A 20,831-nucleotide genomic window follows, 5' to 3' on the forward strand; every position below is an offset into this window, starting at 1 on the left:
CTCACGGTACCAGGGGCGGTCGCGATAGTGGTCAGCCCAGTAGTTGCCGATCGTGAAGCCGATGATCGGCACGCCGATGGTCGCGCCGTACGTTGCCAAGGGAAGGCGCCGGTCCTCGTAGACGTAGTCGATGGCGCCTGAATACACCCAGCCTCGCAAGCCGTCGGGCAGTACCACGTCGCACCAGCTGTAGCCGCTGATGCAGCCCAGCACCTCGAAGGGCTGGCCGGGGCCCAGCCGGGCCACGACCGGGTAGTCGCCCGAAGGGCCCGCTCGAAGATTGACGGTGTTGCGCGCGACGGCCTCCTGCGCCGCCGCGGCGATCGGAAGCGCGAGTGCGAGGGTTCCGATGCCGATCCAGCGCTGCGCGAGCTTGCTGTTCATGGGTGCCTCCTTGATGAAGTTCAGGGCAGACCGCGAGCCCGGGCATTGCCATTCGGCGGCCTGACCGTCCAACGGGCCCGCTCGGGAGACGGTGCACCGCCATAACCCTTAGCGGCGCCTCGATACCCGTCTTTTGAAGCTTCGCTCCATGCGACCGCCGCGGAACAATCTGCGACAAAAGGTTACGCATTCCTGCGCACGCCTCCTCCCAAGGTGGGGACTTGGCGGCGAATTTGTGCGTAGCTGCTACAAATTTCCCTGTTATTCCCACTCGATCACTGAAATGCCAGAGGACTTCACCTATGAGTCGATTCATACAATTTTCGCCACGCAATGGGTTGCCCACAAATTCAAATACCATTAAAGCCAGAAACGATGAAGAGAACAATGACGAGAATGACAGCTCATCCAAGCCCCAGCATCGTCTCGCTTCGTTTGTTCCTGCGAGGACTCTCGAGCAGCGTCGACCAATGCCGAGTCAAGCAAGTCGCCAGTTTTCGGAAGAAATTGGCCAATCCTTCGTTCCGTCTCTCTCCACCGTAACGGAATCAAGCGAGGAGGATGCCTCAGGGTTCATTTCAAAAGAAATAATCAATTCGACAGCCATCAACGAAACGAAACACCATAAGGGCACCGGTGGAATTTCAAAAGCTGCATTAGCTCACGTCGAAAGGCTGCAGGAGCCGATGCAGAAATCATGCAAAAATGCCAAACCCCCGTCGGCGCGAGCATTGAATCTCCTCCGCTATGCTGCGAGTGGCGATAATTATTTCCCTGACATCCCGCATCCCGAGATCGAGGCTCTTGCCAGTGTATTGATTGAACTTCGGCACGAGGAGAGGCTTGCGCTTCTCAAACCGCTCAGCAATGAACTCAGGCGCCACATGTCAAGGCAGCAAAATATCAAGGTGTCAGATGCTCTTGATTACCTCGATGCCGCCGGCACGTCCAAGCACGATCAGTCGCTCCTGAATAGCCGGCTTCGCAGGTTCCAGAAAATTCTCGGCGGGCTCATCCATGAAGTCGAAACGTCGATCAGTGACTTCGCGCCGGGGTCCGCCGCAGAACTGGCAGAAAAGGCCAGGACTCTGATAACGACAAATACAGACAAAGAAGAGAACGGCACGGCACGCGCCATCAAACTCATTTACTGCGCCGCCGGCGGCAATATCTACGTCAATCCAAAACAGCCGGAGACTGGCGCTTGCGCGAAAGGACTGCGCGATCTTTCAAACAACGACAGGCGTGAATACCTGCAGCTTCTGTATAGCACCTTGAAGTCCTATTTGACTGAAGCACAAAGAACGATGATAGAAAATCATAATTCCAGTATCACGGATACAACCCGGAAAAAAAGGAAACAACCTCGAATATTCCGATTTCTTGAACTTGCGGCAGGCTCTTCAAGAGGAACTCACCAGCCTCGACGTCAAGATCCCGCCATTCAGTTGATCGACGGCATGCGAATTTCTGCCTGCCAACGCGGGCCCCCGCTGGCTGGTTGGTTCACACCTTCTTCAGGCAGCTTCTGGATAGAAGGCTGCCCGGTGCAGCGCCCGGCCCGCCAGGGGCGACACCGCCTGTCCGATCGCGGCGATGTGTTCCGGCGTGGTACCGCAGCAGCCGCCCACGATGTTGACCAGGCCCTCGGATGCGAACTCGTGCAGCAGGCGCGAGGTGACCTCGGGCGTCTCGTCGAAGCCGGTCTCGCTCATCGGATTGGGCAGGCCGGCATTGGGATAGCAGCTGATGAAGGTGTCGTCCGCCACCCGCGCCAGCTCCTGGATGTAGGGCCGCATCAACGCCGCGCCCAGCGCGCAGTTCAGCCCGACGGCCAGGGGACGAGCATGGCGCACGCTGTGCCAGAAAGCGGTGACGGTCTGGCCGCTGAGGATGCGCCCGGAGGCATCGGTCACCGTGCCGCTGATGATCAGCGGCAGGCGCTCGCCGCTCGCGGCGAAGTACTCGTCGACCGCGAACAGCGCGGCCTTGGCGTTGAGCGTGTCGAAGATGGTCTCGACCAGCAGCACGTCGGCGCCGCCCTCGACCAGCGCCTCCACCTGCTCGTAGTAGGAAGAACGCAGCTCCTCGAAGCTCACGTTGCGCGCACCGGGGTCGTTCACGTCGGGGCTGATGCTGGCGGTCTTGGGCGTCGGCCCCAGTGCGCCGGCCACGAAGCGCGGCTTGTCGGGGGTGCTGAACTTGTCGCATGCGGCGCGCGCGATGCGGGCCGATTCGAGGTTCATCTCGCGCGCGAGCTCGGCCATCTTGTAGTCCTCCTGCGCGATGCGGGTCGCGCCGAAGGTGTTGGTCTCGATCAGGTCGGCGCCCGCGGCCAGGTAGCCCTCGTGAATGTCGCGGATCACCTCGGGTCGGGTCAGCGAGAGCAGCTCGTTGTTGCCCTTCACGTCGCGCGCAAAGTCCTTGAAGCGCTCGCCGCGGTACTGGGCTTCGGTGAGCTTGAAGCGCTGGATCATCGTTCCCATGGCGCCGTCCAGGATGGCGATGCGGGTGGCGAGGATGGCGGGGAGCTGCTGGGCACGCGTATAGACAAGGGGCTTCATGGGGCGATTGTAGGAAGGGCTCGATGCCCCTTCCCGGCGCCTTGGCCTTGTGCCCCGATGGAACCAATGGACCGGCGGGGGTTACGCATCTGGGCGCGCTGCTGCGTCCAGTGTGGACGAGGCCGCGATCCGGAACACCACCATGAACCAGCTCCAATTCAACGGCATCTGCGAAGCCGCTGCCCGCGCATTGCATGTCGAGCCGTCGCCGCAGGACGGGCGCTACTCAATCACGGTCGACGAGATCGAAATCCTCATGGACTTCGAGGACGCGGAAGACAGTGACGCGCTCTACTTCTACATCGACCTGGGCGACACCGACTCGCACGAGCGCGCCGAGGTCTGCGAGCAGCTCTTGCAGCTCAACCTGCGCACCCACGGAACGCTCCGTGGCGCCTACGCCTTCGACGCCAGCTCGTCGCGAGCCATCTTCTGCGGGGAGCTTCGGGATGACGAAGCGCTCGACGGGGAGTTCGTGGCGGAGATGCTTCGGTTTCACCTGGAAGAAACCAGGACGGCGCGGGACGTCATCGGCGTGCGGGCATCGGACGGCGCTGGCGTCCTCCTGACCAGCGTGCTGGCCTGACTGGCGTTTGCCATTCTTCAACTGCCTCTTCAACCATCAAGAAACTCGACGAATGAGCGCTGCAAAACCAACCGCTGCAAGGCCAAACAACGCCGGAAGAGCACTCCCACTGACGCCCGACCCGGTCGACAAGGCTGTGCCAACGCTTCCAGAAAGCCTCGCGTCCCTTGTCCCAAAAGAATCACCCCAACCCTCGTCAGAGCGACCTCGGCTGCCGCTCCACCGGCAGGAATCTCCAGACGAGCCCGAAGCAACAGGGACCATGGAGAGCCAAACATCCCCTCCGAACAGGCCGCCTCCTCCGATACCTCGCGATACGCCAAGCTTCCCCATCAAAGTCGAGCGCCGCCTCACGGCATCCGGCAAGAGGCCGCTTCTTCTCAAGTCACCGACCAAATCCGAGTCGAGAGAGCAAAAAGAGAGCCCCAGGCTTTCACCAACTTTTTCATTGAGTCCCAGGACCTTGAATTCGTTCGATGAAAATTCCACAATTAATTATTACCAGGAATTCGATGATATTGCAGCCGAACTGGCAGACGCGCTGGATTTCGAGATAAACACAGCCGAAAAACCGCCGGAAAGCAAGTCGGAATCGAACAGTCCGAAAAAGAAACCAAAAAAATCGAGCACATCCCCAACTTCCTTGGAAGATCTGAAGAGTACAGGTCAAAGTTCATCGGGAGCCCGCAGTCCAGAAAAGACGTCTGTTCGGTTACAAAAACTGCGGCAAGTGAGCAGCCTTGTGAAGCGACTGCCCACTGAGCATCGCCTGCCACGGAGCAAGGCCGTACCTTCAAGTACGGACGTTCAAAAAGATTCGGGCAGCACGAGCTCTGGACCTGAAAACTGACAATCCACCTCGGGGAGAAGGAATGCCCAAGTCGGGGTTTTCAAGCATCTCCTTGAGAAAGAACGAAAGCCGGCACTCTCCCCGACTGCCTGGGTTGGCTCCCTCAGGTCAAATAAATACCAGCCGCGAGCGCAACAGGATCGGGAAATATTGGCGACTCACCGAGAGGTGATTCGCACGTGGGACGTGCGTTCCTCACCGTCGTCCAACAAACTCCAGCACGGCTTCCAAGAGTCGCCGCACCACCGGCTGCACGCGGATCGCGGTCTCAGGCAGGTAAGCAAAAGGCAGCTGCTCCTCCATGTAGCTGGCCTGCGTCATTTCCAGCTGGACTGCATGCACCCCGCCTGCGGGATTTCCGTAGGTGCGGGTGATGTGCCCCCCTTTGAATCGACCATTCAACACGGCGGTATAGCCGCTTGCCGACGAGGCGATCCGGAGCAGCGAATCCGCCAGCGCCGGATCGCAGCTCGTGCCGCCCCCCGTCCCCAGATTGAGATCGGTCAACCGCCCTTCGAAGAAGCGCGGCAGCACCGAGCGGATCGAGTGCGCGTCCCACAGCGCGACGGTGCCGTGCACTGCCTTCATTCGCGCGAGCTCGTCCGCCAGCTTCTGGTGATACGGCTTCCAGATCGCACCGACGCGCGCCGCGATCTCGGCCTCGTCCGGCACGTCGCCGGCGGCGTAGAGCGGCGTCTTGTCGAAGGCGTCGACGGGGCACAGGCCGGTGGTGTCCTGGCCCGGGTAGAGGTTCTGGTTGTCCGGCGGGCGGTTCAGGTCGATCACATAGCGCGAATGGGTGGCCACGAGAACGGAAGCCCCGAGTTCGTCGACGAAGTCGTAGAGGCGCTCCAGGTGCCAGTCGGTGTCGGGCACCTGCCTCGCCTCCTGCGTCAGCCGCGCGGCCAGCGCGGACGGCACGTGGGTGCCGACATGCGGCATGGAGATCAGCAACGGCCGCGTGCCCTGGCGAAAGCGGAAAGGGGGCTCTGTGGTTTCGAAGGAGTTCATGGTGAGGCGGTGAGCAGTTGGTTGCGCGCGGCGACGAAGGCCGCCGCCGCGTCGTGGTGAAGTGGGTGCGATCCGCCGGAGACGCGTTCCTGGCCGGCCACGCAGGCCGATGCGATCGCGTTGGTCCGGTGGCTGGCAAAGACGTGCGAGGACAGCATGTCGGTCGGGCAGAGGCCAGCGAGCGCGAGTTGGTTGGCGTCGAGCATCACGAAGTCAGCCTGCTGGCCGACGGCCAGACCCGCGACAGCGCGGCCTGCAGCCTGTGCGCCGCCCTGCACGGCCGCAAGCGTCATGGCCGTCGCGACGCAGGGCTCGGCGCCATCGGCGCCGATGTTGCGCTGGCGGGTCGCCAGCCGCTGGCCGTATTCGAGCATCAGCAGTTCCTCGGCGGCGTTGACGCACGCATGGCTGTCGGAGCCCACGCCCCAGCGCCCGCCATGCGCGCGCCAGGCGCCGAAGTCGAAGAGGCCGTCGCCGAGGTTGGCCTCGGTGGTCGGGCACAGGCCCGCGACCGCGCCGCTCGCTGCGGCGCCTCGGTACTCGCCGGCGTCCATGTGCGTGGCGTGGACCAGGCACCAGCGCGCATCGACGGGCGCGTGGTCGAGCAGCCAGGCAACGGGGCGCTGGCCGCTCCAGGCCAGGCAGGCCTCGACCTCGGCAGTCTGCTCGGCGATGTGGATGTGGACGGGCGCGGTGGCATCGATCGCATCGAGCCCCGAGAGCGCCTCGTGCAACGCCTGGGGCGCGACCGCGCGAAGCGAATGCGGCGCAAGGCCGAGGCGCGCTCCCTGCGACTCGCACAGCGGCCGCAGCCGATCGAGCAGGCGCAGCATCGACTCCGTCGAACGCACGAAGCGCCGCTGCCCGGCGTTGGGCGGCTGGCCACCGAACCCGCTGGCCTGGTAGAGCACGGGCAACAAGGTGAGGCCGATGCCGGTTCGCTCGGCCGCGCGCAGCAGGGCCAGCGCAAGCTCGGCGTCATCGGCATAGGGACGGCCATCGCGGTCGTGGTGCAGGTAGTGGAACTCGCAGACCGAGGTGTAGCCGGCCTCGAGCATCTCGACGTAGAGCCAGGTGGCGATGGCCTCGACCTGCGCCGGCGAGAGCTGGGCCGCGAAGCGGTACATCAGCGTGCGCCAGCTCCAGAAGCTGTCTTCCCCAGTGCCGCGGAATTCGGTAAGCCCGGCAAAGGCGCGCTGGAAGGCGTGCGAATGCAGGTTGGGTATGCCAGGGATGATGGGGCCGGCTGAGAGGGGCGCATCAGCCTGCGCTTCGGCATCGGGCTGCACCAGCGTGAGGCGGCCTGACGCGTCCCAGCGCAGCAGCACGTTGCGCGCCCAGCCCGAAGGCAGCAGCGCATCGCAGGCATGCAGGGCGCCGGGCTTGCTCATCGCCCGCCCTCCTGCGCAATGCGGCCCTGGCGGACCACTCGCTTCACGGCGCGGCGTCCGAACCAGTAGGCGAGCTCGGAGGCATCGGTGGCGTCCCACAGCACGAAGTCGGCGGGCCGGCCTGTACCGAGCGCGCCGTGCGTGTCCGACAAGCCCAGTGCGCGCGCCGCGTGAACCGTCACGCCTGCCAGCGCCTCGGGCACGGTGAGGCGGAACAGCGTGCAAGCCATGTTCATCATCAGCAGCAAACTCAGCGCAGGCGAGGTGCCAGGGTTGTGATCGGTCGAAACGGCCATCGGGACGCCGGCCGCGCGCAGCGCTTCGATGGGCGGCAGGTGCGTGTCGCGCAGCGTGTAGTACGCGCCCGGCAGCAGCACGGCGACGGTGCCGGCTTCCCGCATGGCGGCGATGCCGTCGGGGGAGAGGTGCTCGATGTGGTCGCACGAGAGCGCGCCGTAGCGCGCCGCCAGTGCCGCGCCGCCCATGTCGGAAAGCTGCTCGGCGTGCAGCTTGACCGGCAGGCCCAGCGCGCGGGCGGCCTGGAACACGCGCTCGGTCTCTTCCAGCGAGAAGGCGATGCGCTCGCAGAAGACATCGACCGCATCGACCAGCCCGTCAGCGGCGAGCGCGGGCATCATCTCGCTGCACACGGCGTCGATGTAGTCGCCGCTGCGGCCTGCGTATTCGGGCGGCAGCGCATGGGCGCCGAGGAAGGTGGTGCGCACGGTCACGCCATAGGCTTCGCCGAGCCGCCGCGCCACGCGCAGCTGCTTGCGCTCGTGCGCGAGCGAGAGTCCGTAGCCCGACTTGATCTCGATGGCGCACACGCCGTCGGCCAGCAACTGCTCCAGGCGCGCCGCTGCCTGCGCGAAGAGTTGGTCTTCGTCGGCCTCGCGCGTGGCGCGCACCGAGGAGACGATGCCGCCGCCGGCTTTCGCCACGTCCTCGTAGCTCGCACCGGCGAGGCGCATGGCGAACTCGTTGGCGCGCTGGCCGCCATAGACCAGATGGGTGTGGCAATCGATCAGGCCGGGCGTGACGAGCGCGCCCGCACCGTCGTGGCGAGGCGCATCGGCGAAGCGCTCAGGCACTGCGCGGGCGTCGCCGATCCAGGCGATGCAGCCGTGCTCGACTGCAATGGCCGCCTGCGCGCCCTCGGGCAGCACCACATCGGGCGCCGCGCCGGGCGCGAGCCGCAAATCGGTCCACAGGCCATCGGCGGAAGGAAGTTGGTTCAGGGGTGTCATCGCTCGTCTTTCAAGGCTGCGGGTCGGCGGGCAGGATGCGCACCACGGCCAGGCGTGCATCCGGACTGGCCGGCACGGCCTGCCACTCTTGCGACGCTTCGGTCCAGTACAGGCCATCGCCTTCGCGGCACAGCCGACCCTCGCCTTCCAGGCACCAGTCTCCACGCAAGGCCAGCAGCACGCCATGCGAGGCGGGCGCAATCCCGGCTGCGCCGTCGAGCACCTGCACCTCCGCGCGCCATTGCCCGCGCCGCGTCATCACGTTGAAGTCGCTCGACGCGCCGCCCTGCAGCGTGCAGTCGACCTCCACATCGCCGGCAAAGGCGAAGGGGCGGTGCGGTATGTCGAGCCGGTGATCGATGCGGCCATCGCGCGAGCGCAGGCAAACGCCCTCGCCTTCCAGCAGCATGATGCTGCGATCGATGCCCGCGAAGACCGAGAAGGGCCCCTCGGCCGCAATGGTCGCGATGCTCACGCGCCAGCCGAAGTCCGAAAGGCCCGCGCCCGGTGGCCAGCAAGCGATCTCCTGCGTGGTGCCGCCGCCGTTCTTCCACGGCGTTACGGCCAAGCTGCGGCGCGAGAACTGCGTGAGGGCCATCACGTCCATCAGTCCGGCTTGATGTTCTGCTTCCTGATCACCTCGGCCCAGCGCGCGGTTTCCGTGCGGATCGTGGCCGCGAGGTCCTGCGGCTTGCCGCTGCCGGGCTCCAGGCCCTGGGCGGCGAACTTCTCCTTGATCGCGGGCTTGGCCAGCGAGCGGATGCTCTCGGCATTGAGGCGATCGACTACGGCGGCAGGCGTCCCGGCGGGTGCCATCAGCGCGTACCACGACACGGCCTCGAACTTCGGCAGGCCCTGCTCCGCGATGGTCGGCAATTCGGGCATGGCGGCCGAGCGCTTGAGGCTGGCGACGCCGAGCGCACGCAGCTTGCCGGACTTGACGTGCGGCAGCACGGCGGACATGGAGCCGAACATCATCGTCACCTGACCGCCGACCAGGTCGTTGATGGCGGGGCCGACGCCTTTGTAGGGCACGTGGATCAGCTTCAGGTCCGCCTCCAGCGCCATCAGCTCGCCCGCCAGGTGGGCCTGGCTGCCGGCGCCGGGCGATGCGAAGCTCAGCGTGCCCGGCTTCTGCTTCGCCAGCGCAAGCAGGTCCTTGAGCGATTGAGCCGGCACATCTGCGTTGACCGCGAGCACGTTTTCCACCGTCGCCAGCATCGCGACCGGCGCCAGCTCGCTGGCCTTGTAGGGCAGCGCGGGAAAGAGGCTGGGGTTCACCGCGATGTTGCCTACCGGCACGATGCCCAGCGTGTAGCCATCCGGTGCGGCCTTGGCGATTTGCTCGACGCCGATGTTGCCGGCCGCGCCCACCTTGTTCTCGATGACGAAGGGCTGGCCCAGCGTGTCGGTAAGCTCCTGCCCGATCACGCGCGCCAGCACGTCGGCTGGGCCGCCGGGCGCAAAGGGCACGATGATGCGCACCGGCTTGGCGGGCCATGCCTGCGCATGGACGACGGACGCGAACAGAAGAGGCAATAGAAGGGCAAGACGACGTTGGATCATCAGAGTTCCTCGAAGGTGGGAAGGTTGGAATGGGCGATCCGCGCGAGGACGTCGTAGTCCGCGGGATCGGGCACGGCGAAGTCCGCAAGCAACAAGCGTTCCGTCACGGCGCGCAGCTCGGGCGCCTTCGTGCTGGCCTGCAGCGCGCTGCGCAGGCGCGCGAGCTCGTCCGGCTCCAGCGCAGCGGTGGCCACCAGCGGCGGGATGGGCCGCGCATCGGTACTGGCGATGATGCGCACCTGCTGCGCGAAGGCAGGCTCGCCATGCCGCAGCAGGTCGTGGTAGTAGCTGTCGAGCGGGCCGACGTCGATGGTGCCGGCGGCCAACGCCTCGATCACGCCGCGCGCGTGGATCAGGTTGCCGACTGCCTTGCGGTAGAGACGCTCTCCCCGCGCTTCCCGATAGGGCGCGAGGTGGTGCGCGAGGGCGACACCACCCGACATCGAGTCGGCCAGCGTGTAGCCCACCACACCGCCGAAGGTGTCCTCGAGGCGCTGGTAAGGCGCATCGGCACGCACCACGATGTCGGTGAAGTAGACCGGCCGGCCGCCGTAGCGGGCCGGCGAAGGCACCGGCGCGGCGATTAGCGTGGGGCGCGGCGTGCGCTGCGAGAAGGGCAGCCCGCACATCATCGCCAGGCCCAGGTCCTCGCGCGCCCAAAGCGCGGAGAGCGGCGCGGGCGCGTCGTAGTCGACCACCTCCCAGCCGAGCTCCGCGCGTGCGAGCACCCATGCCAGCAGGGTCTTCCAGTCGGCCCGCGCCGACGCGGTGGCCGAGTACATGCGGGCGTTGGCGACCCGAGCCATGGCGTCAGCGGAAGCGAAGCTGCTGGCCGAGCCCCATGCGCCTGGCCTTCTCGAGCATGGCCGAGCCGAGCGCGATGTCCGACAGCGAAAGGCCGCGGTGCCAGAAGAGGTTGGTCTCGTCCTCGCTCTCGCGCCCGGGCTTGAGCCCCGCGACGATCTGGCCCAGCTCGGCATGCAGCGTCTGCTCGGACAGCTTGCCGCTGTCGACGTGCGCGCGCAGCGCACCCAGCGGGCCGGCCTTGGCCTGGCCCCAGTCGTCCATCACCATCTTGTCCATGATGTCCGTCAGCGAGAGCTCGACCGCACTCATGGTGCCGTAGGGGATGACGCAGGCGCCCTTCTTGATCCACTCTGTCTTGAGCATCGGCGTGGGCTTCTCCAGGCGCGAGGCCTCGACGACGATGTCGGCGCCGCGCACGCAGGACTCCCAGTCCTCGGTGACGGTGATCTTCGTGCCGAGGTCGCGCTCGAGGCGCGCGGCGAACTTCTCCCGGCTCTCCGGCCGGCGGGAGTGCACGCGGATCTCGTCGAAATGGAAGATCGAATGCAGCAGGCGCACGTTCCAGTACGAGGTGCCGCGCGCACCGATGTGGCCGAGGATCTTCGAGTCCTTGCGCGCGAGGTGCTTGGCGCCGATGGCAGTCACCGCGCCGGTGCGCATGTCGGTGATGTCGGAGGCGTCGATGATGGCCACCGGCACGCCGTTTTTCGGATCGAAAAGGTTGAGCAGCGCGAGCTCCGAGGGCAGGCCTTGTTCGTAGTTGCGATAGAAGTCGCCCACCACCTTCACGCCCGCCACGCCGAGCGGCCGCACGTAGCCGCGCAGCACGTTGAAGTGGCCCGGGTAGTCCTTCTCGGGCACGAGGTGCATGCGCGGCTCGATGGTGGTTTCGCCGCGTCCTTGCGCGAGCAGGCCGGCCTCGACGGCGGCGACGATCTCGGCGTCGGTCATTGCCAGCGCCTGGACGTCGAGGTGGTTCAGATAGTGCAGGTAGATCTCGGACATGGGGTTGGGCTCACTTGATCATGGGGAGTTGGAGGGAATGCTTCTTCGCCGTCGCGACGGCCTGTTCGTAGCCTGCATCGGCATGGCGCATGACGCCGGTGGCAGGGTCGTTCCACAGCACGCGCGCGATGCGCTTGGCCGCGGCGTCGGTGCCGTCGCACACGATCACCACGCCCGAATGCTGCGAGTAGCCCATGCCGACGCCACCGCCATGGTGCAGGCTGACCCAGGTCGCGCCGCCCGCGGTATTGAGCAGCGCGTTGAGCAGCGGCCAGTCGGAGACGGCATCGGTGCCGTCCTTCATCGCCTCGGTCTCGCGGTTGGGGCTGGCGACCGAGCCGGTATCGAGGTGGTCGCGGCCGATGACGATCGGGCCCTTGAGCTCGCCTGACTTCACCATCTCGTTGAAGGCCAGCCCGGCCTTGTGGCGCTCGCCCAGGCCCAGCCAGCAGATGCGCGCGGGCAGGCCCTGGAAGGAGATGCGCTCGCGCGCCATGTCCAGCCAGCGGTGGGTGTGCTTGTTGTCGGGGAACAGCTCCTTGATCTTGGCGTCGGTCTTGTAGATGTCCTCCGGGTCGCCGGAGAGCGCCACCCAGCGGAAGGGGCCCTTGCCTTCACAGAAGAGCGGGCGGATGTAGGCGGGCACGAAGCCGGGGAAGTCGAAGGCGTTCTTCACGCCCTCGTCGAAGGCGACCTGGCGGATGTTGTTGCCGTAGTCCACGGTGGGGATGCCCATGGCCTGGAAGTCGAGCATGGCCTGCACGTGCACGGCGCAGGACTTCGCGGCCTCGGCCTTCAGGCGCGCATGCTGCGACGGGTCTTTCTGCGCGTCGATCCATTGCTCGACGGTCCATCCGGAGGGCAGGTAGCCGTTGATCAGGTCGTGCGCCGAGGTCTGGTCGGTCACCAGGTCGGGCTTCAGGCCGCCGGCCTTCGCGCGCTTGACCAGCTCGGGCAGGATCTCGGCCGCGTTGCCGAGCAGCGCGATCGACACGGCCTCCTTTGCTGCCGTGTGCTGCCGGATGAGCGCGATGGCGTCGTCGATGTCCTTGGCTTGCTTGTCGACGTAGCGCGTGCGCAGGCGGAAGTCGATGCTCGACTGCTTGCACTCGATGTTGAGCGACACGGCGCCGGCGAGCGTGGCGGCCAGCGGCTGCGCGCCGCCCATGCCGCCGAGGCCCGCGGTCAGGAACCACTTGCCAGCGAGGTCGTTGTCGTAGTGCTGGCGGCCGGCCTCGACGAAGGTCTCGAAGGTGCCCTGCACGATGCCCTGGCTGCCGATGTAGATCCAGCTGCCGGCGGTCATCTGGCCGTACATGAAGAGGCCCTTGCGGTCCAGCTCGTTGAAGTGCTCCCAGGTCGCCCACTTGGGCACGAGGTTGGAGTTGGCGAGCAGCACGCGCGGGGCGTCGGCATGGGTCTTGAAGACACCGACGGGCTTGCCGGACTGGATCAGCAGGGTCTCGTCGTCTTCGAGCGTCTTCAGCGAGGCGAGGATCTGGTCGAAGCATTCCCAGTTGCGCGCCGCGCGGCCGATGCCGCCGTAGACCACCAGGTCCTGTGGGCGCTCGGCCACCTCGGGGTCGAGGTTGTTCTGCAGCATGCGGTAGGGCGCCTCGGTGAGCCAGCTCTTGCAGCTGAGCTGGCTGCCGCGCGGGGCGCGGATCACGCGGGTGGGATCGTGGCGGGGGTCGGTGGCGGTCTGGGCGACGAACTTGTCTGGAGCGTTCATGGCGGCATGTCCTTTCGTTGGGGGCGGGATTCAGGGGCGGCTGGGCAGGATGTCCAGCAGGGCGGCGGGCCATTCGCTGCGGCACGCCCACTGGCGCATGGCCTCGATGTCGGGGGCGATGAAGCGGTCCTGGTCGATGAAGGCGACGCGCTGGCGGATGGCGGCGAATTCGGCTTCGAGGAGGGGCGAACTGTTCAGCCCACCGCCGGGCCGCCCCTCGGGGGGCAGCGAGGACACGCCAGTGCCGAGCGTGGGGGCCATGCTGCCACGCTTGAGCTCGATACCTTGCGCGGCAGCCATGGCCTCGATGCCCACGACCACCGCGGTGTTCTGCACCATCTCGGCGAGGCGCCGCGCGGCGAAGGTGGCCATCGACACATGGTCCTCCTGATTGGCCGAAGTGGGCAGGCTGTCCACGCTCGCCGGATGGGCAAGCGACTTGTTCTCCGAGGCGAGCGATGCGGCCGTGACCTGCGCGATCATGAAGCCGGAGTTGACGCCGCCATCGCGCACCAGGAAGGCCGGCAAGCCCGACAGGCCGCTGTCCAGCAACAGGGCCATGCGGCGCTCGCTGATGGCGCCGATCTCGGCCACCGCCAGCGCGATGATGTCGGCCGCGAAGGCCACGGGCTCGGCGTGGAAGTTGCCGCCGGAGATCACGTCGCCGTTATCGAAGACGAGCGGGTTGTCGGAGGCCGCATTGGCTTCGATGCGCAGCACGCGCGCCGCGTGCGCGAGGCTGTCGAGGCAGGCGCCCATGACCTGCGGCACACAGCGGACGGAATACGGGTCCTGCACGCGGCCGCAGTCGGCGTGCGAGGGAACGATCTCGCTGCCTTCGAGCAGCGTGCGCACCGCGGCGGCGACGGCAATCTGGCCCGGCTGGCCGCGCGCGGCGTGGATGCGCGCATCGAAGGGCTTGATCGAACCCTGGATCGCCTCGAGCGACAGTGCGCCCGCCATGAGGCCGGCCGCGAACACGTCCTCGGCGCCGAACAGGCCCGCCAGCGCCAGCGCCGTCGAGACCTGCGTGCCGTTGAGCAAGGCCAGGCCTTCCTTGGGGCCAAGCACGAAGGGCTCCAGGCCGATGCGCGACAGCGCCTCCGCGCCGCCGATCACCGCGCCCTCGGGGGTCGTGACCTCGCCCTCGCCGATCAACACGCAGGCCAGGTGGGCCAGCGGCGCGAGGTCGCCCGAGGCTCCGACCGAGCCCTTGGACGGGATACGGGGCAAGAGGCCGGCGTTGTGCAGCGCGAGCAGCGCATCGACGATCTCGGGCGCGATGCCCGAGTGGCCGCGCGCCAGGCTCACGGCCTTGGTGGCGAGCACCAGGCGCACCACGCCGCCGGGCAGCGCGGCGCCGGTGCCGGCGCTGTGCGACAGCACCAGGTTGCGCTGCAGCTCGGCCAGGCGGCCGTGCGGGATGATGGTCTGCGCCAACTTGCCGAAGCCGGTGTTGATGCCGTAGACCACCTCGCCGGCATCGACGATCTTGCGCACCGTCGCCTGCGCAGCCAGCAGGCCTGCGCGCGCCGCGGGGTCGAGGGCGAGCTGCACGCCGCCGGCGTGCACGCGCCGCAGCGCGGCGAGCTCGACCTCGCCCGGCGTGAGCAGCAGCGGCGCGGTGGAAAGCGAGGCGTTGTCCATGTGTGGGTCCTGTCTATACAAGTAGGTGCGTGCGAAGCGCGATCGGCGTCCGGGACCTTCGATCAGCCGAAGCTCGGATTGCCGTCCGCGCGGAAGCGGCTGCCCAGCCGATAGCGTGAGGCCGGATGGAGGCAGCGCACCATGGTCACCGGGGTGCTGCGCGACCAGGTGCGCCGCGTCAGCAGCAGGCACGGGTCGCTGGACGGCATGTCGAGCCGCTCGGCCTGCTCGGGCGTGGGCAGCACGGCGTCGACCACATGCTCGATCTGGTCGAAGGGCACGTTGCGCACCAGGTACTCGCTGGGCGAGGTGGCCGAGAAGTCCTGCTCGAGGAAGGCGGGCACCATGCGCGGGTTGACGTGGCGGTCTTCCAGCTGCACGGGAAGGTTGTTTTCCAGGTGCAGGCACACGGTGTGGAACACCGACTCGCCGGGCCGCAGGTCCAGCCACACCGCCACGTCGGGCGAGGCCGCGATGCGCTCGGCCACGAGGAACTTGCAGCGGTAGTCATGGCCGCGGGCGCGGATCTCGCTCGCGATGTTGGCGATCTGCAGCAGCGTGGACTGCGGCTTGTTCTCGGCCACGAAGCTGCCCACGCCCGCCACGCGCACGATGCGGCCCTGCTCCATCAGCTCCCGCAGCGCGCGGTTGACCGTCATGCGCGCCACGCCGAACTTCGCCACCAATTCGCTTTCCGAAGGCAGGCGATGGCCGGCGGGCCAGGAGCCGTCCTGGATCTTGTGGGTGATGAAGGACTTGACCTGCTCGTAGAGCGCCAGCGCAGGCTGCGCCGGCGCCGGCGATCTTTGCGCGGTCGTGCTGCTGCGTTGCTTGGCGCTGGTGGTCATGTCTTCGTTCTTCAGTGCTCGGCCGCGGCCATGGACTCGGCGCGAATCTCCTCGGTCAAGCGCGCCTTGATCTCCATGAATTCGGGCGAGGTCTTGATCGTGTAGTGGCGCGGATGCGGGAAGTCGACCGCGATCTCGCTCTTGATGCGGCCGGGCCTAGCGCTGAACACCGCGACGCGGTTGGCCATGAAGATGGCTTCGTCGATGTCATGGGTGACGAAGAGCACGGTCTTCTGCGCCGACTCCCAGATGCCGAGCAGCAGTTCCTGCATCAGCACGCGCGTCTGGTTGTCGAGGGCGCCGAAGGGCTCGTCCAGCAGCAGGATCTTGGGGTCGTTGGCGAGCGCACGCGCGATCGCGGTGCGCTGCTGCATGCCGCCCGAGAGCTGCTTGGGGTAGTGGCTCTCGAAGCCGCGCAGGCCGACCTTGGCGATGAAGTAGTCGCTGCGTTCCTTCTGCTCGGCCTCGCCCATGCCGCGCTCGCGCAGGCCGAAGCGAATGTTTTGCGCGATGGTGAGCCAGGGGAAGAGCGTGTAGCTCTGGAACACCATGCCGCGATCGGCGCCCGGCCCTTCGATGGACTGGCCGTCGAGCAGCACGCGGCCTTCGCTCGGGTGGTCCAGGCCGGCCACGATGCGCAACAGTGTGGACTTGCCGCAGCCCGAGGGGCCGAGGACGGTGACGAAATCGTTCTCGCGCACCTCGAAGTCGATGGGCAGCAGGGCCTGCGTACGCTGGCCCCGGTTGCCGATGAAGGTGCGGGACACGCTGCGGATCGAAAGCTGGCTTTGCATCACAGCGTGCTCCAGGCGAAGAGGCGCCGGTTGACGAACTTGAAGACGAAGTCCGAGACCAGCCCGATCACGCCGATGACGATGATCCCGAAGATGATCTGGCCGGTGTTGAGCAGCGCCTGGCTGTCGGTGATCATGTGGCCGATGCCGGAGGAGGAGCCGATCAGCTCGGCGACGATGACGTAGGTCCAGGCCCAGCCCAGCACCAGGCGCAGGGTCTCGGCGATGCCCGGCGCGGCGCCCGGGATCAGCACGCGCGCGACGATGCCGCGGCTGCTGGCGCCCAGCGTGTAGGCCGCCTCCACCAGGTCGCGGCGCGCGCCGCCCACGGTGACGGCCACCATCAGCGTGATCTGGAACACCGAGCCGATGAAGATCACCAGCAGCTTCTGCGCCTCGCCGATGCCGGCCCACAGGATCAGCAGCGGGATGAAGGCCGAGGCCGGCAGGTAGCGGCAGAAGGAGACGAACGGCTCGAAGAAGGCCTCGATGGGCTTGTAGGCGCCCATCGCGACGCCCAGCGGCACCGCGACGATGGCCGCCAGCACGAAGCCGCCGACCACGCGCCACACCGTCATGCCGATGTCATGGATGAAGTTGAATTCGGTGAAGAGGCCGTAGCCCTCCTTCACCATCGTGACCGGGCTCGCCAGGAAGGTGGGCGGCACGTAGCCGCCCAGCGTGAACGCGGCCCAGACTGCGAAGAACAGCACGAAGAAGCCCAGGCCCAGCATCCAGCGTGCGCGCGGGCTGACCGGTTCGAGCGGCGCCATGCCGCGCCGCCGGCCGGGCGCGGCGCTGGGCATGGCAGCGGGTGCTGCAGGCGCAGCGGTGGAGACGGCGGTGGTCGCTTCCATGACGGTGGCTCGGGCAGCTTCGTGCGCGCGGTCTTACTTGATGAAGCTGGCGTCGAAGGTCGCCGAGAGATCCTCGGGCGCCTTGCGGATCACGCCGGCCTCCAGCAGGATCGGCACCGATTCCTTCATGAACTGGGTGAGCTCGCCCGCAAAGAACTTCTGGTTGGCCGCCTTGTCCTGCCAACGCAGGTAGGCCGAGGACTTGGCGAACTGCTCGCCGCTCTGCTTGACGGCAGAGCCCATCAGCTCGTTGGCCTTGGCAGGGTCGCTCTTGATCATCTCCAGCGCCTCGAAGTAGGAATTGGTCAGGGCCTGCGCGGCCTTGGCGTTGGCCTTGAGCCAGGTGGGCGCGCAGCCGACGGTGTCCATCACCATCGGATAGTCCAGCGTGGTGGCGAGGATCTTGCCGGCCTGCGGGTTGGCACGCACCGTCGAAAGATAGGGTTCGTAGGTCATGGCGGCGTCGTTCTGGCCGGCCACGAAGGCCTGGGCGGCGGGCTGGGGCTCGAGCGAGACGGTCTTCACGTCCTTCAGGGTCATGCCGTTCTTGCTCAGCATCCAGGCCAGGCCGAAGAAGGGCGCGGTGCCGGGGGCGCTCACACCGATGGTCTTGCCCTTGAGGTCGGCGAAGGACTTGACGTCGTTGCGCACCGCGATGCCGTCGGCGCCGTAGGACTTGTCCATCTGGAAGATCTGGACGATGGGCACGCCGTTGGCGTTCCAGGCCACGTGCGTCTCGACGGTGGTGGCCGCGCACTGGATGGCGCCGGAGGCCAGGGCCAGGTGGCGATCCTTCTGCGGAATCATCTTGATCTCCACGTCGAGACCGTTCTTCTTGAAGATGCCGGCCTTGTCGGCCAGCGAGAGCGGCGCGAAGCCCGTCCAGCCGGACATGCCGAGGGCGATCTTGCTGTCCTGGGCGTGGGCGCTTGCCGCCATGCCTGCGGCGCAGAGGGCGGCTGCGAGCAGCGAGGCGGTTCTTGCGAAGGTCTTGACCATCTGGGGGTACTCCTGTTGCGTTCGTGAAAAGCCTGGCTCGCCATGTGTGGCACACGCGGCACGCAGGCATATGGTGCCGGCCTGCGATGCACCTGTATATACAGGCAAACCCCACCTTTGCACCCTTTTGACTTCGGGGCGCTCAGCCCTGGTGCACCAGGGCTTGCCGGGCAGCGTGCGCAGGCGCAGGCTGGCACATGGAAAGCAAGGCGCGTGCCGCAGGTTCAGCAGCGCCTCGCCATGCGCACTGCCGCTCGGCGACTACGGACGATCCAGATCCATCCGGTCTCACAGAGGCATCACGCGGTGACGACGCTATCAGGAGCGCCAGGCCAGCGGAACTGCTCGAGTTGCCGGATCGGGTCGTCCAGCTCCCCAGCCTTCACCACATCCTCCAACTGTCCCATGAATATCCTGGCGGACATGTCCGTCTCGGACGGGCGTGTCGCATCAGCCTTCAGGAACGCTCCAACCGCCTTGTCGAAGGCCGCCAGGCCTGCGATCGGGTCGGGGTAGTACGCCTCCAGCTCCTTGCGAATGTGGTAGCCGAACTTGGAAGTGATCGTTTCTACCTTGCCGAGAGCCTTGCTTCGGGCAATCTCGAAATGCCGCAGGAAGACCGAAACGTGCGGCACTGCCTGCACACCGCCTTCCGTTCGCAGCTTGAGCCTGAGCGCCGGCGCAAGGTGAGACTTGATGAAGTCCAGTTGCGTATTCGCCGGCTTTGCCGAGGCCGCCTTGCAGATGGCAAGCAGTTTGATCGCGTCGATATCGAAGGCCTCCAGCAACCGGACGTAGGGCGACGCGCGGTTGCAGTCGTGGTCCTTGACGATGTCCTGAACCTGAAGCGCCAATACATGCAGCCCCAGATACTCGTTCTCAAGGGCATCGAATTTCATCTCGCGCCTGCCGCGGAAGCTCTGCATTTCCGGCAGATAGTCGCCTTCCTGAATGTGCACCTCGACATTAGAACCATCGAGGTGCGTCCCGGCCACCTTGTGCTCGAGCTCCTCGCGCGACATCTCGAAGCCCAGGACGCGCACGGCCCGCTGGCGCCACTTTGACGTGTGTTCGGCGCCCGCCCGCTGGCCGTTGCGCACTGCCACCGCGGTGCCCCACGCAGCCGCGCCTAGAACCGGCACGAGACCTGCCGCGCCCCCTGTTGCCGCAGTGAGGGCGCCGAGGCCAGCCAACGTACCGAGCGCCGCCAATCCGCCAAGCGCTCCACCGATAGCCCCACCGCCATCGAATATGCGCCCCCTGGCGTATATCTTCTCGCGTGCTGCTTGCCGAATCAGGCGATCTTGCTGCGCATCGAGACATTTAACAACACCCTCGAACAACTGGCGGCGCTCCGGATGGGCCTTGAACTCCGGATGGTTCTTGAACTCCTCCAACATGGCCTTCATCCTTGCCTTGCGACCCTCCGCCAGTACCTGTTGACCCACGCGTCGCAACAGTTCCTGCCTCCCTTCGTGAATTCTGACGCCGCCTCCGGCGACGGCGATCGGCGCGAAGGCGGCGTTTGCCCAGGGGGTGAACGACGTCATCGTATTGGCAATTTCAAGGGCGGCTGCGCCGGAGCCCTGCAGCGGCGAGAGCACACCCGTCCTCGCCACTCGATCGACCGCCGCCCTCGTGGTGGCGGCATCCTCCAATGTCGGCTCGAACAGCTTGCCCCCTGCGGCCATGAACTTGAGATAGTTCTCCGCCTCCTCAGGCGTGGCCTCGGCCTGGAGCTTCAAGAACCGGCGTGCATCGTTCTTCAAGTTCAAGGCTTGCTTGGCCTTCTCCTGCTCGGAGCGCAGTCCGAGGAGCGCAGCTGCACCGTAGATCCCCTCGGCGAGCGCGGGCGCCAACGTGGCCGCTGCCAAGCCGTCGGTCATCGGTGAGAGGTCTGCAGCCAAGCCGGGGTCTTCATTCGCTGCGTAAGTCGCAGGTCCCTTGTTCAGTGCAGAGGCTACGGCCACGCCAGCGACCGTCTTGTCGTTCAGCGTTTGTTTGCCACTGGTCAACAGGTCATCCTTCGCCTTGTCGGTTGCGTAGTTGCTGCCCGTCTTGCGCGGACAGCCCGCTGTTTCGCGCATGATCCGGTCGACCTTGTTGAGGCCGGTCTGGATCTTTCTGCCTTTTTCGGCCTGCCACGCCTGAAGCCTGACACTCGGCTTTTCTTCGCGCCTCTCCCAGACCTTCTCGTCCCACTCCGAGCCATCGGCACTCTTGACGGTTCTCGTCTTTTCCACGTAGGAGCTCTTGTCGCGCTTGCTGAGCTCCCGGTTCACCGCTCCTTGATAGAAGCGCTCGAACTGCGGCTCAATGGCATTGTGTGCAGCATCGAGCTTCTGGGACGGTATTCCGAATGCATCGTGCAGGCTGGGCCGCGATGGCGGCTCATTCTGAAAGTCGAAGGCGTCAGGCTCATCTGCTCTCATCGGGGCGGGGATGTAGTCCTCGATGTTCGCGTCCCGATGGAACTGCCGAGGTGTGAAGGATTGTCCCGCCTGGGCCACCTTGATATGCCTTGCCGTGGTCCTCTGGAGTTG

18 protein-coding genes are annotated in these 20,831 nt (G+C 66.3%); 2 read left to right on the forward strand and 16 right to left on the reverse strand.

Annotation, left to right across the window (positions count from 1 at the left end; genetic code table 11):
* On the reverse strand, positions 1–384 hold a 384-nt coding region (locus APY03_RS39250; protein ID WP_157103535.1), incomplete at its 3' end, for an SH3 domain-containing protein.
* A 1,517-nt stretch (positions 385–1,901) separates the two neighbouring features.
* Positions 1,902–2,948, reverse strand: coding sequence for a homocysteine S-methyltransferase family protein (locus tag APY03_RS39260; RefSeq protein ID WP_068686198.1), 1,047 nt, complete (start codon positions 2,946–2,948; stop codon positions 1,902–1,904).
* Between the two features lie 142 nt (positions 2,949–3,090).
* On the opposite strand from APY03_RS39260, the gene APY03_RS39265 reads away from it, so the two are divergent.
* Positions 3,091–3,534, forward strand: coding sequence for a type III secretion system chaperone (locus tag APY03_RS39265; protein ID WP_068686200.1), 444 nt, complete (start codon positions 3,091–3,093; stop codon positions 3,532–3,534).
* 262 nt (positions 3,535–3,796) lie between these two features.
* Positions 3,797–4,384 (forward strand): hypothetical protein, encoded by a 588-nt coding sequence (locus tag APY03_RS42250; RefSeq protein ID WP_146039276.1) that lies wholly within the window; start codon positions 3,797–3,799, stop codon positions 4,382–4,384.
* Between the two features lie 195 nt (positions 4,385–4,579).
* Here the strand turns inward: APY03_RS42250 and hutG are convergent, their stop codons facing one another.
* The 14 genes from hutG to APY03_RS39335 form a co-directional block, all read right to left on the reverse strand.
* A complete protein-coding gene (gene hutG, locus APY03_RS39270) occupies positions 4,580–5,395 on the reverse strand; it encodes an N-formylglutamate deformylase (RefSeq protein WP_068686202.1) in 816 nt (271 codons plus the stop codon).
* A complete protein-coding gene (locus APY03_RS39275) occupies positions 5,392–6,786 on the reverse strand; it encodes a formimidoylglutamate deiminase (protein WP_068686204.1) in 1,395 nt (464 codons plus the stop codon). The genes hutG and APY03_RS39275 overlap by 4 nt, the downstream gene beginning before the upstream one ends.
* On the reverse strand, positions 6,783–8,033 hold the full coding sequence (gene hutI, locus APY03_RS39280) for an imidazolonepropionase (protein ID WP_068686206.1): 1,251 nt from the start codon (positions 8,031–8,033) through the stop codon (positions 6,783–6,785). Before hutI ends, APY03_RS39275 begins: the two co-directional genes overlap by 4 nt.
* 10 nt (positions 8,034–8,043) lie before the next feature.
* The gene (locus APY03_RS39285; protein WP_083944959.1) at positions 8,044–8,631 is read right to left on the reverse strand and encodes a HutD/Ves family protein; all 588 of its coding nucleotides are present in this window, start codon (positions 8,629–8,631) and stop codon (positions 8,044–8,046) included.
* Positions 8,632–8,639: 8 nt separating this feature from the next.
* Positions 8,640–9,599 carry a Bug family tripartite tricarboxylate transporter substrate binding protein gene (locus tag APY03_RS39290; RefSeq protein WP_068686208.1) on the reverse strand — a complete coding sequence of 320 codons (960 nt, stop codon included), beginning with the start codon at positions 9,597–9,599 and terminating at the stop codon, positions 8,640–8,642.
* The gene (locus APY03_RS39295; RefSeq protein ID WP_068686210.1) at positions 9,599–10,405 is read right to left on the reverse strand and encodes a phosphate/phosphite/phosphonate ABC transporter substrate-binding protein; all 807 of its coding nucleotides are present in this window, start codon (positions 10,403–10,405) and stop codon (positions 9,599–9,601) included. Before APY03_RS39295 ends, APY03_RS39290 begins: the two co-directional genes overlap by 1 nt.
* A 4-nt stretch (positions 10,406–10,409) precedes the next feature.
* Positions 10,410–11,411, reverse strand: coding sequence for an ornithine cyclodeaminase family protein (locus APY03_RS39300; protein ID WP_068686212.1), 1,002 nt, complete (start codon positions 11,409–11,411; stop codon positions 10,410–10,412).
* A gap of 10 nt (positions 11,412–11,421) precedes the next feature.
* On the reverse strand, positions 11,422–13,143 hold the full coding sequence (gene hutU, locus APY03_RS39305) for a urocanate hydratase (RefSeq protein ID WP_068686214.1): 1,722 nt from the start codon (positions 13,141–13,143) through the stop codon (positions 11,422–11,424).
* Positions 13,144–13,173: 30 nt separating this feature from the next.
* A complete protein-coding gene (gene hutH / locus APY03_RS39310) occupies positions 13,174–14,790 on the reverse strand; it encodes a histidine ammonia-lyase (protein WP_068686216.1) in 1,617 nt (538 codons plus the stop codon).
* A 62-nt stretch (positions 14,791–14,852) separates the two neighbouring features.
* Positions 14,853–15,638, reverse strand: a complete 786-nt coding sequence (gene hutC / locus APY03_RS39315; RefSeq protein WP_083944946.1) for a histidine utilization repressor — start codon at positions 15,636–15,638, stop codon at positions 14,853–14,855.
* A gap of 11 nt (positions 15,639–15,649) precedes the next feature.
* Positions 15,650–16,432, reverse strand: coding sequence for an ABC transporter ATP-binding protein (locus APY03_RS39320; protein ID WP_068686218.1), 783 nt, complete (start codon positions 16,430–16,432; stop codon positions 15,650–15,652).
* The gene (locus APY03_RS39325; RefSeq protein ID WP_083944948.1) at positions 16,432–17,289 is read right to left on the reverse strand and encodes an ABC transporter permease; all 858 of its coding nucleotides are present in this window, start codon (positions 17,287–17,289) and stop codon (positions 16,432–16,434) included. The genes APY03_RS39320 and APY03_RS39325 overlap by 1 nt, the downstream gene beginning before the upstream one ends.
* A gap of 33 nt (positions 17,290–17,322) precedes the next feature.
* Positions 17,323–18,288: an ABC transporter substrate-binding protein gene (locus APY03_RS39330; RefSeq protein WP_068686220.1), complete on the reverse strand. Its 966-nt coding sequence runs from the start codon at positions 18,286–18,288 to the stop codon at positions 17,323–17,325.
* Between the two features lie 299 nt (positions 18,289–18,587).
* On the reverse strand, positions 18,588–20,720 hold the full coding sequence (locus APY03_RS39335) for a hypothetical protein (protein ID WP_146039277.1): 2,133 nt from the start codon (positions 20,718–20,720) through the stop codon (positions 18,588–18,590).
* Between the last annotated feature and the right edge of the window lie 111 nt (positions 20,721–20,831).

Source organism: Variovorax sp. WDL1 (genome assembly GCF_001541225.1).
Classification (GTDB): Bacteria; Pseudomonadota; Gammaproteobacteria; order Burkholderiales; family Burkholderiaceae_C; genus Variovorax.

What these genes read in the sequence shown, in the direction of transcription:
- APY03_RS39300 (WP_068686212.1), bottom strand. Translation starts at nt 11,411, where the DNA reads ATGTCCGAGATCTACCTGCACTATCTGAACCACCTCGACGTCCAGGCG.
- APY03_RS39320 (WP_068686218.1), bottom strand. Translation starts at nt 16,432, where the DNA reads ATGCAAAGCCAGCTTTCGATCCGCAGCGTGTCCCGCACCTTCATCGGC.
- APY03_RS39325 (WP_083944948.1), bottom strand. Translation starts at nt 17,289, where the DNA reads ATGGAAGCGACCACCGCCGTCTCCACCGCTGCGCCTGCAGCACCCGCT.
- hutI (WP_068686206.1), bottom strand. Translation starts at nt 8,033, where the DNA reads ATGACACCCCTGAACCAACTTCCTTCCGCCGATGGCCTGTGGACCGAT.
- APY03_RS39265 (WP_068686200.1), top strand. Translation starts at nt 3,091, where the DNA reads ATGAACCAGCTCCAATTCAACGGCATCTGCGAAGCCGCTGCCCGCGCA.
- APY03_RS39330 (WP_068686220.1), bottom strand. Translation starts at nt 18,288, where the DNA reads ATGGTCAAGACCTTCGCAAGAACCGCCTCGCTGCTCGCAGCCGCCCTC.
- APY03_RS42250 (WP_146039276.1), top strand. Translation starts at nt 3,797, where the DNA reads ATGGAGAGCCAAACATCCCCTCCGAACAGGCCGCCTCCTCCGATACCT.
- hutU (WP_068686214.1), bottom strand. Translation starts at nt 13,143, where the DNA reads ATGAACGCTCCAGACAAGTTCGTCGCCCAGACCGCCACCGACCCCCGC.
- hutG (WP_068686202.1), bottom strand. Translation starts at nt 5,395, where the DNA reads ATGAACTCCTTCGAAACCACAGAGCCCCCTTTCCGCTTTCGCCAGGGC.
- APY03_RS39335 (WP_146039277.1), bottom strand. Translation starts at nt 20,720, where the DNA reads ATGAGAGCAGATGAGCCTGACGCCTTCGACTTTCAGAATGAGCCGCCA.
- APY03_RS39295 (WP_068686210.1), bottom strand. Translation starts at nt 10,405, where the DNA reads ATGGCTCGGGTCGCCAACGCCCGCATGTACTCGGCCACCGCGTCGGCG.
- APY03_RS39290 (WP_068686208.1), bottom strand. Translation starts at nt 9,599, where the DNA reads ATGATCCAACGTCGTCTTGCCCTTCTATTGCCTCTTCTGTTCGCGTCC.
- APY03_RS39285 (WP_083944959.1), bottom strand. Translation starts at nt 8,631, where the DNA reads ATGGCCCTCACGCAGTTCTCGCGCCGCAGCTTGGCCGTAACGCCGTGG.
- hutH (WP_068686216.1), bottom strand. Translation starts at nt 14,790, where the DNA reads ATGGACAACGCCTCGCTTTCCACCGCGCCGCTGCTGCTCACGCCGGGC.
- APY03_RS39275 (WP_068686204.1), bottom strand. Translation starts at nt 6,786, where the DNA reads ATGAGCAAGCCCGGCGCCCTGCATGCCTGCGATGCGCTGCTGCCTTCG.
- hutC (WP_083944946.1), bottom strand. Translation starts at nt 15,638, where the DNA reads ATGACCACCAGCGCCAAGCAACGCAGCAGCACGACCGCGCAAAGATCG.
- APY03_RS39260 (WP_068686198.1), bottom strand. Translation starts at nt 2,948, where the DNA reads ATGAAGCCCCTTGTCTATACGCGTGCCCAGCAGCTCCCCGCCATCCTC.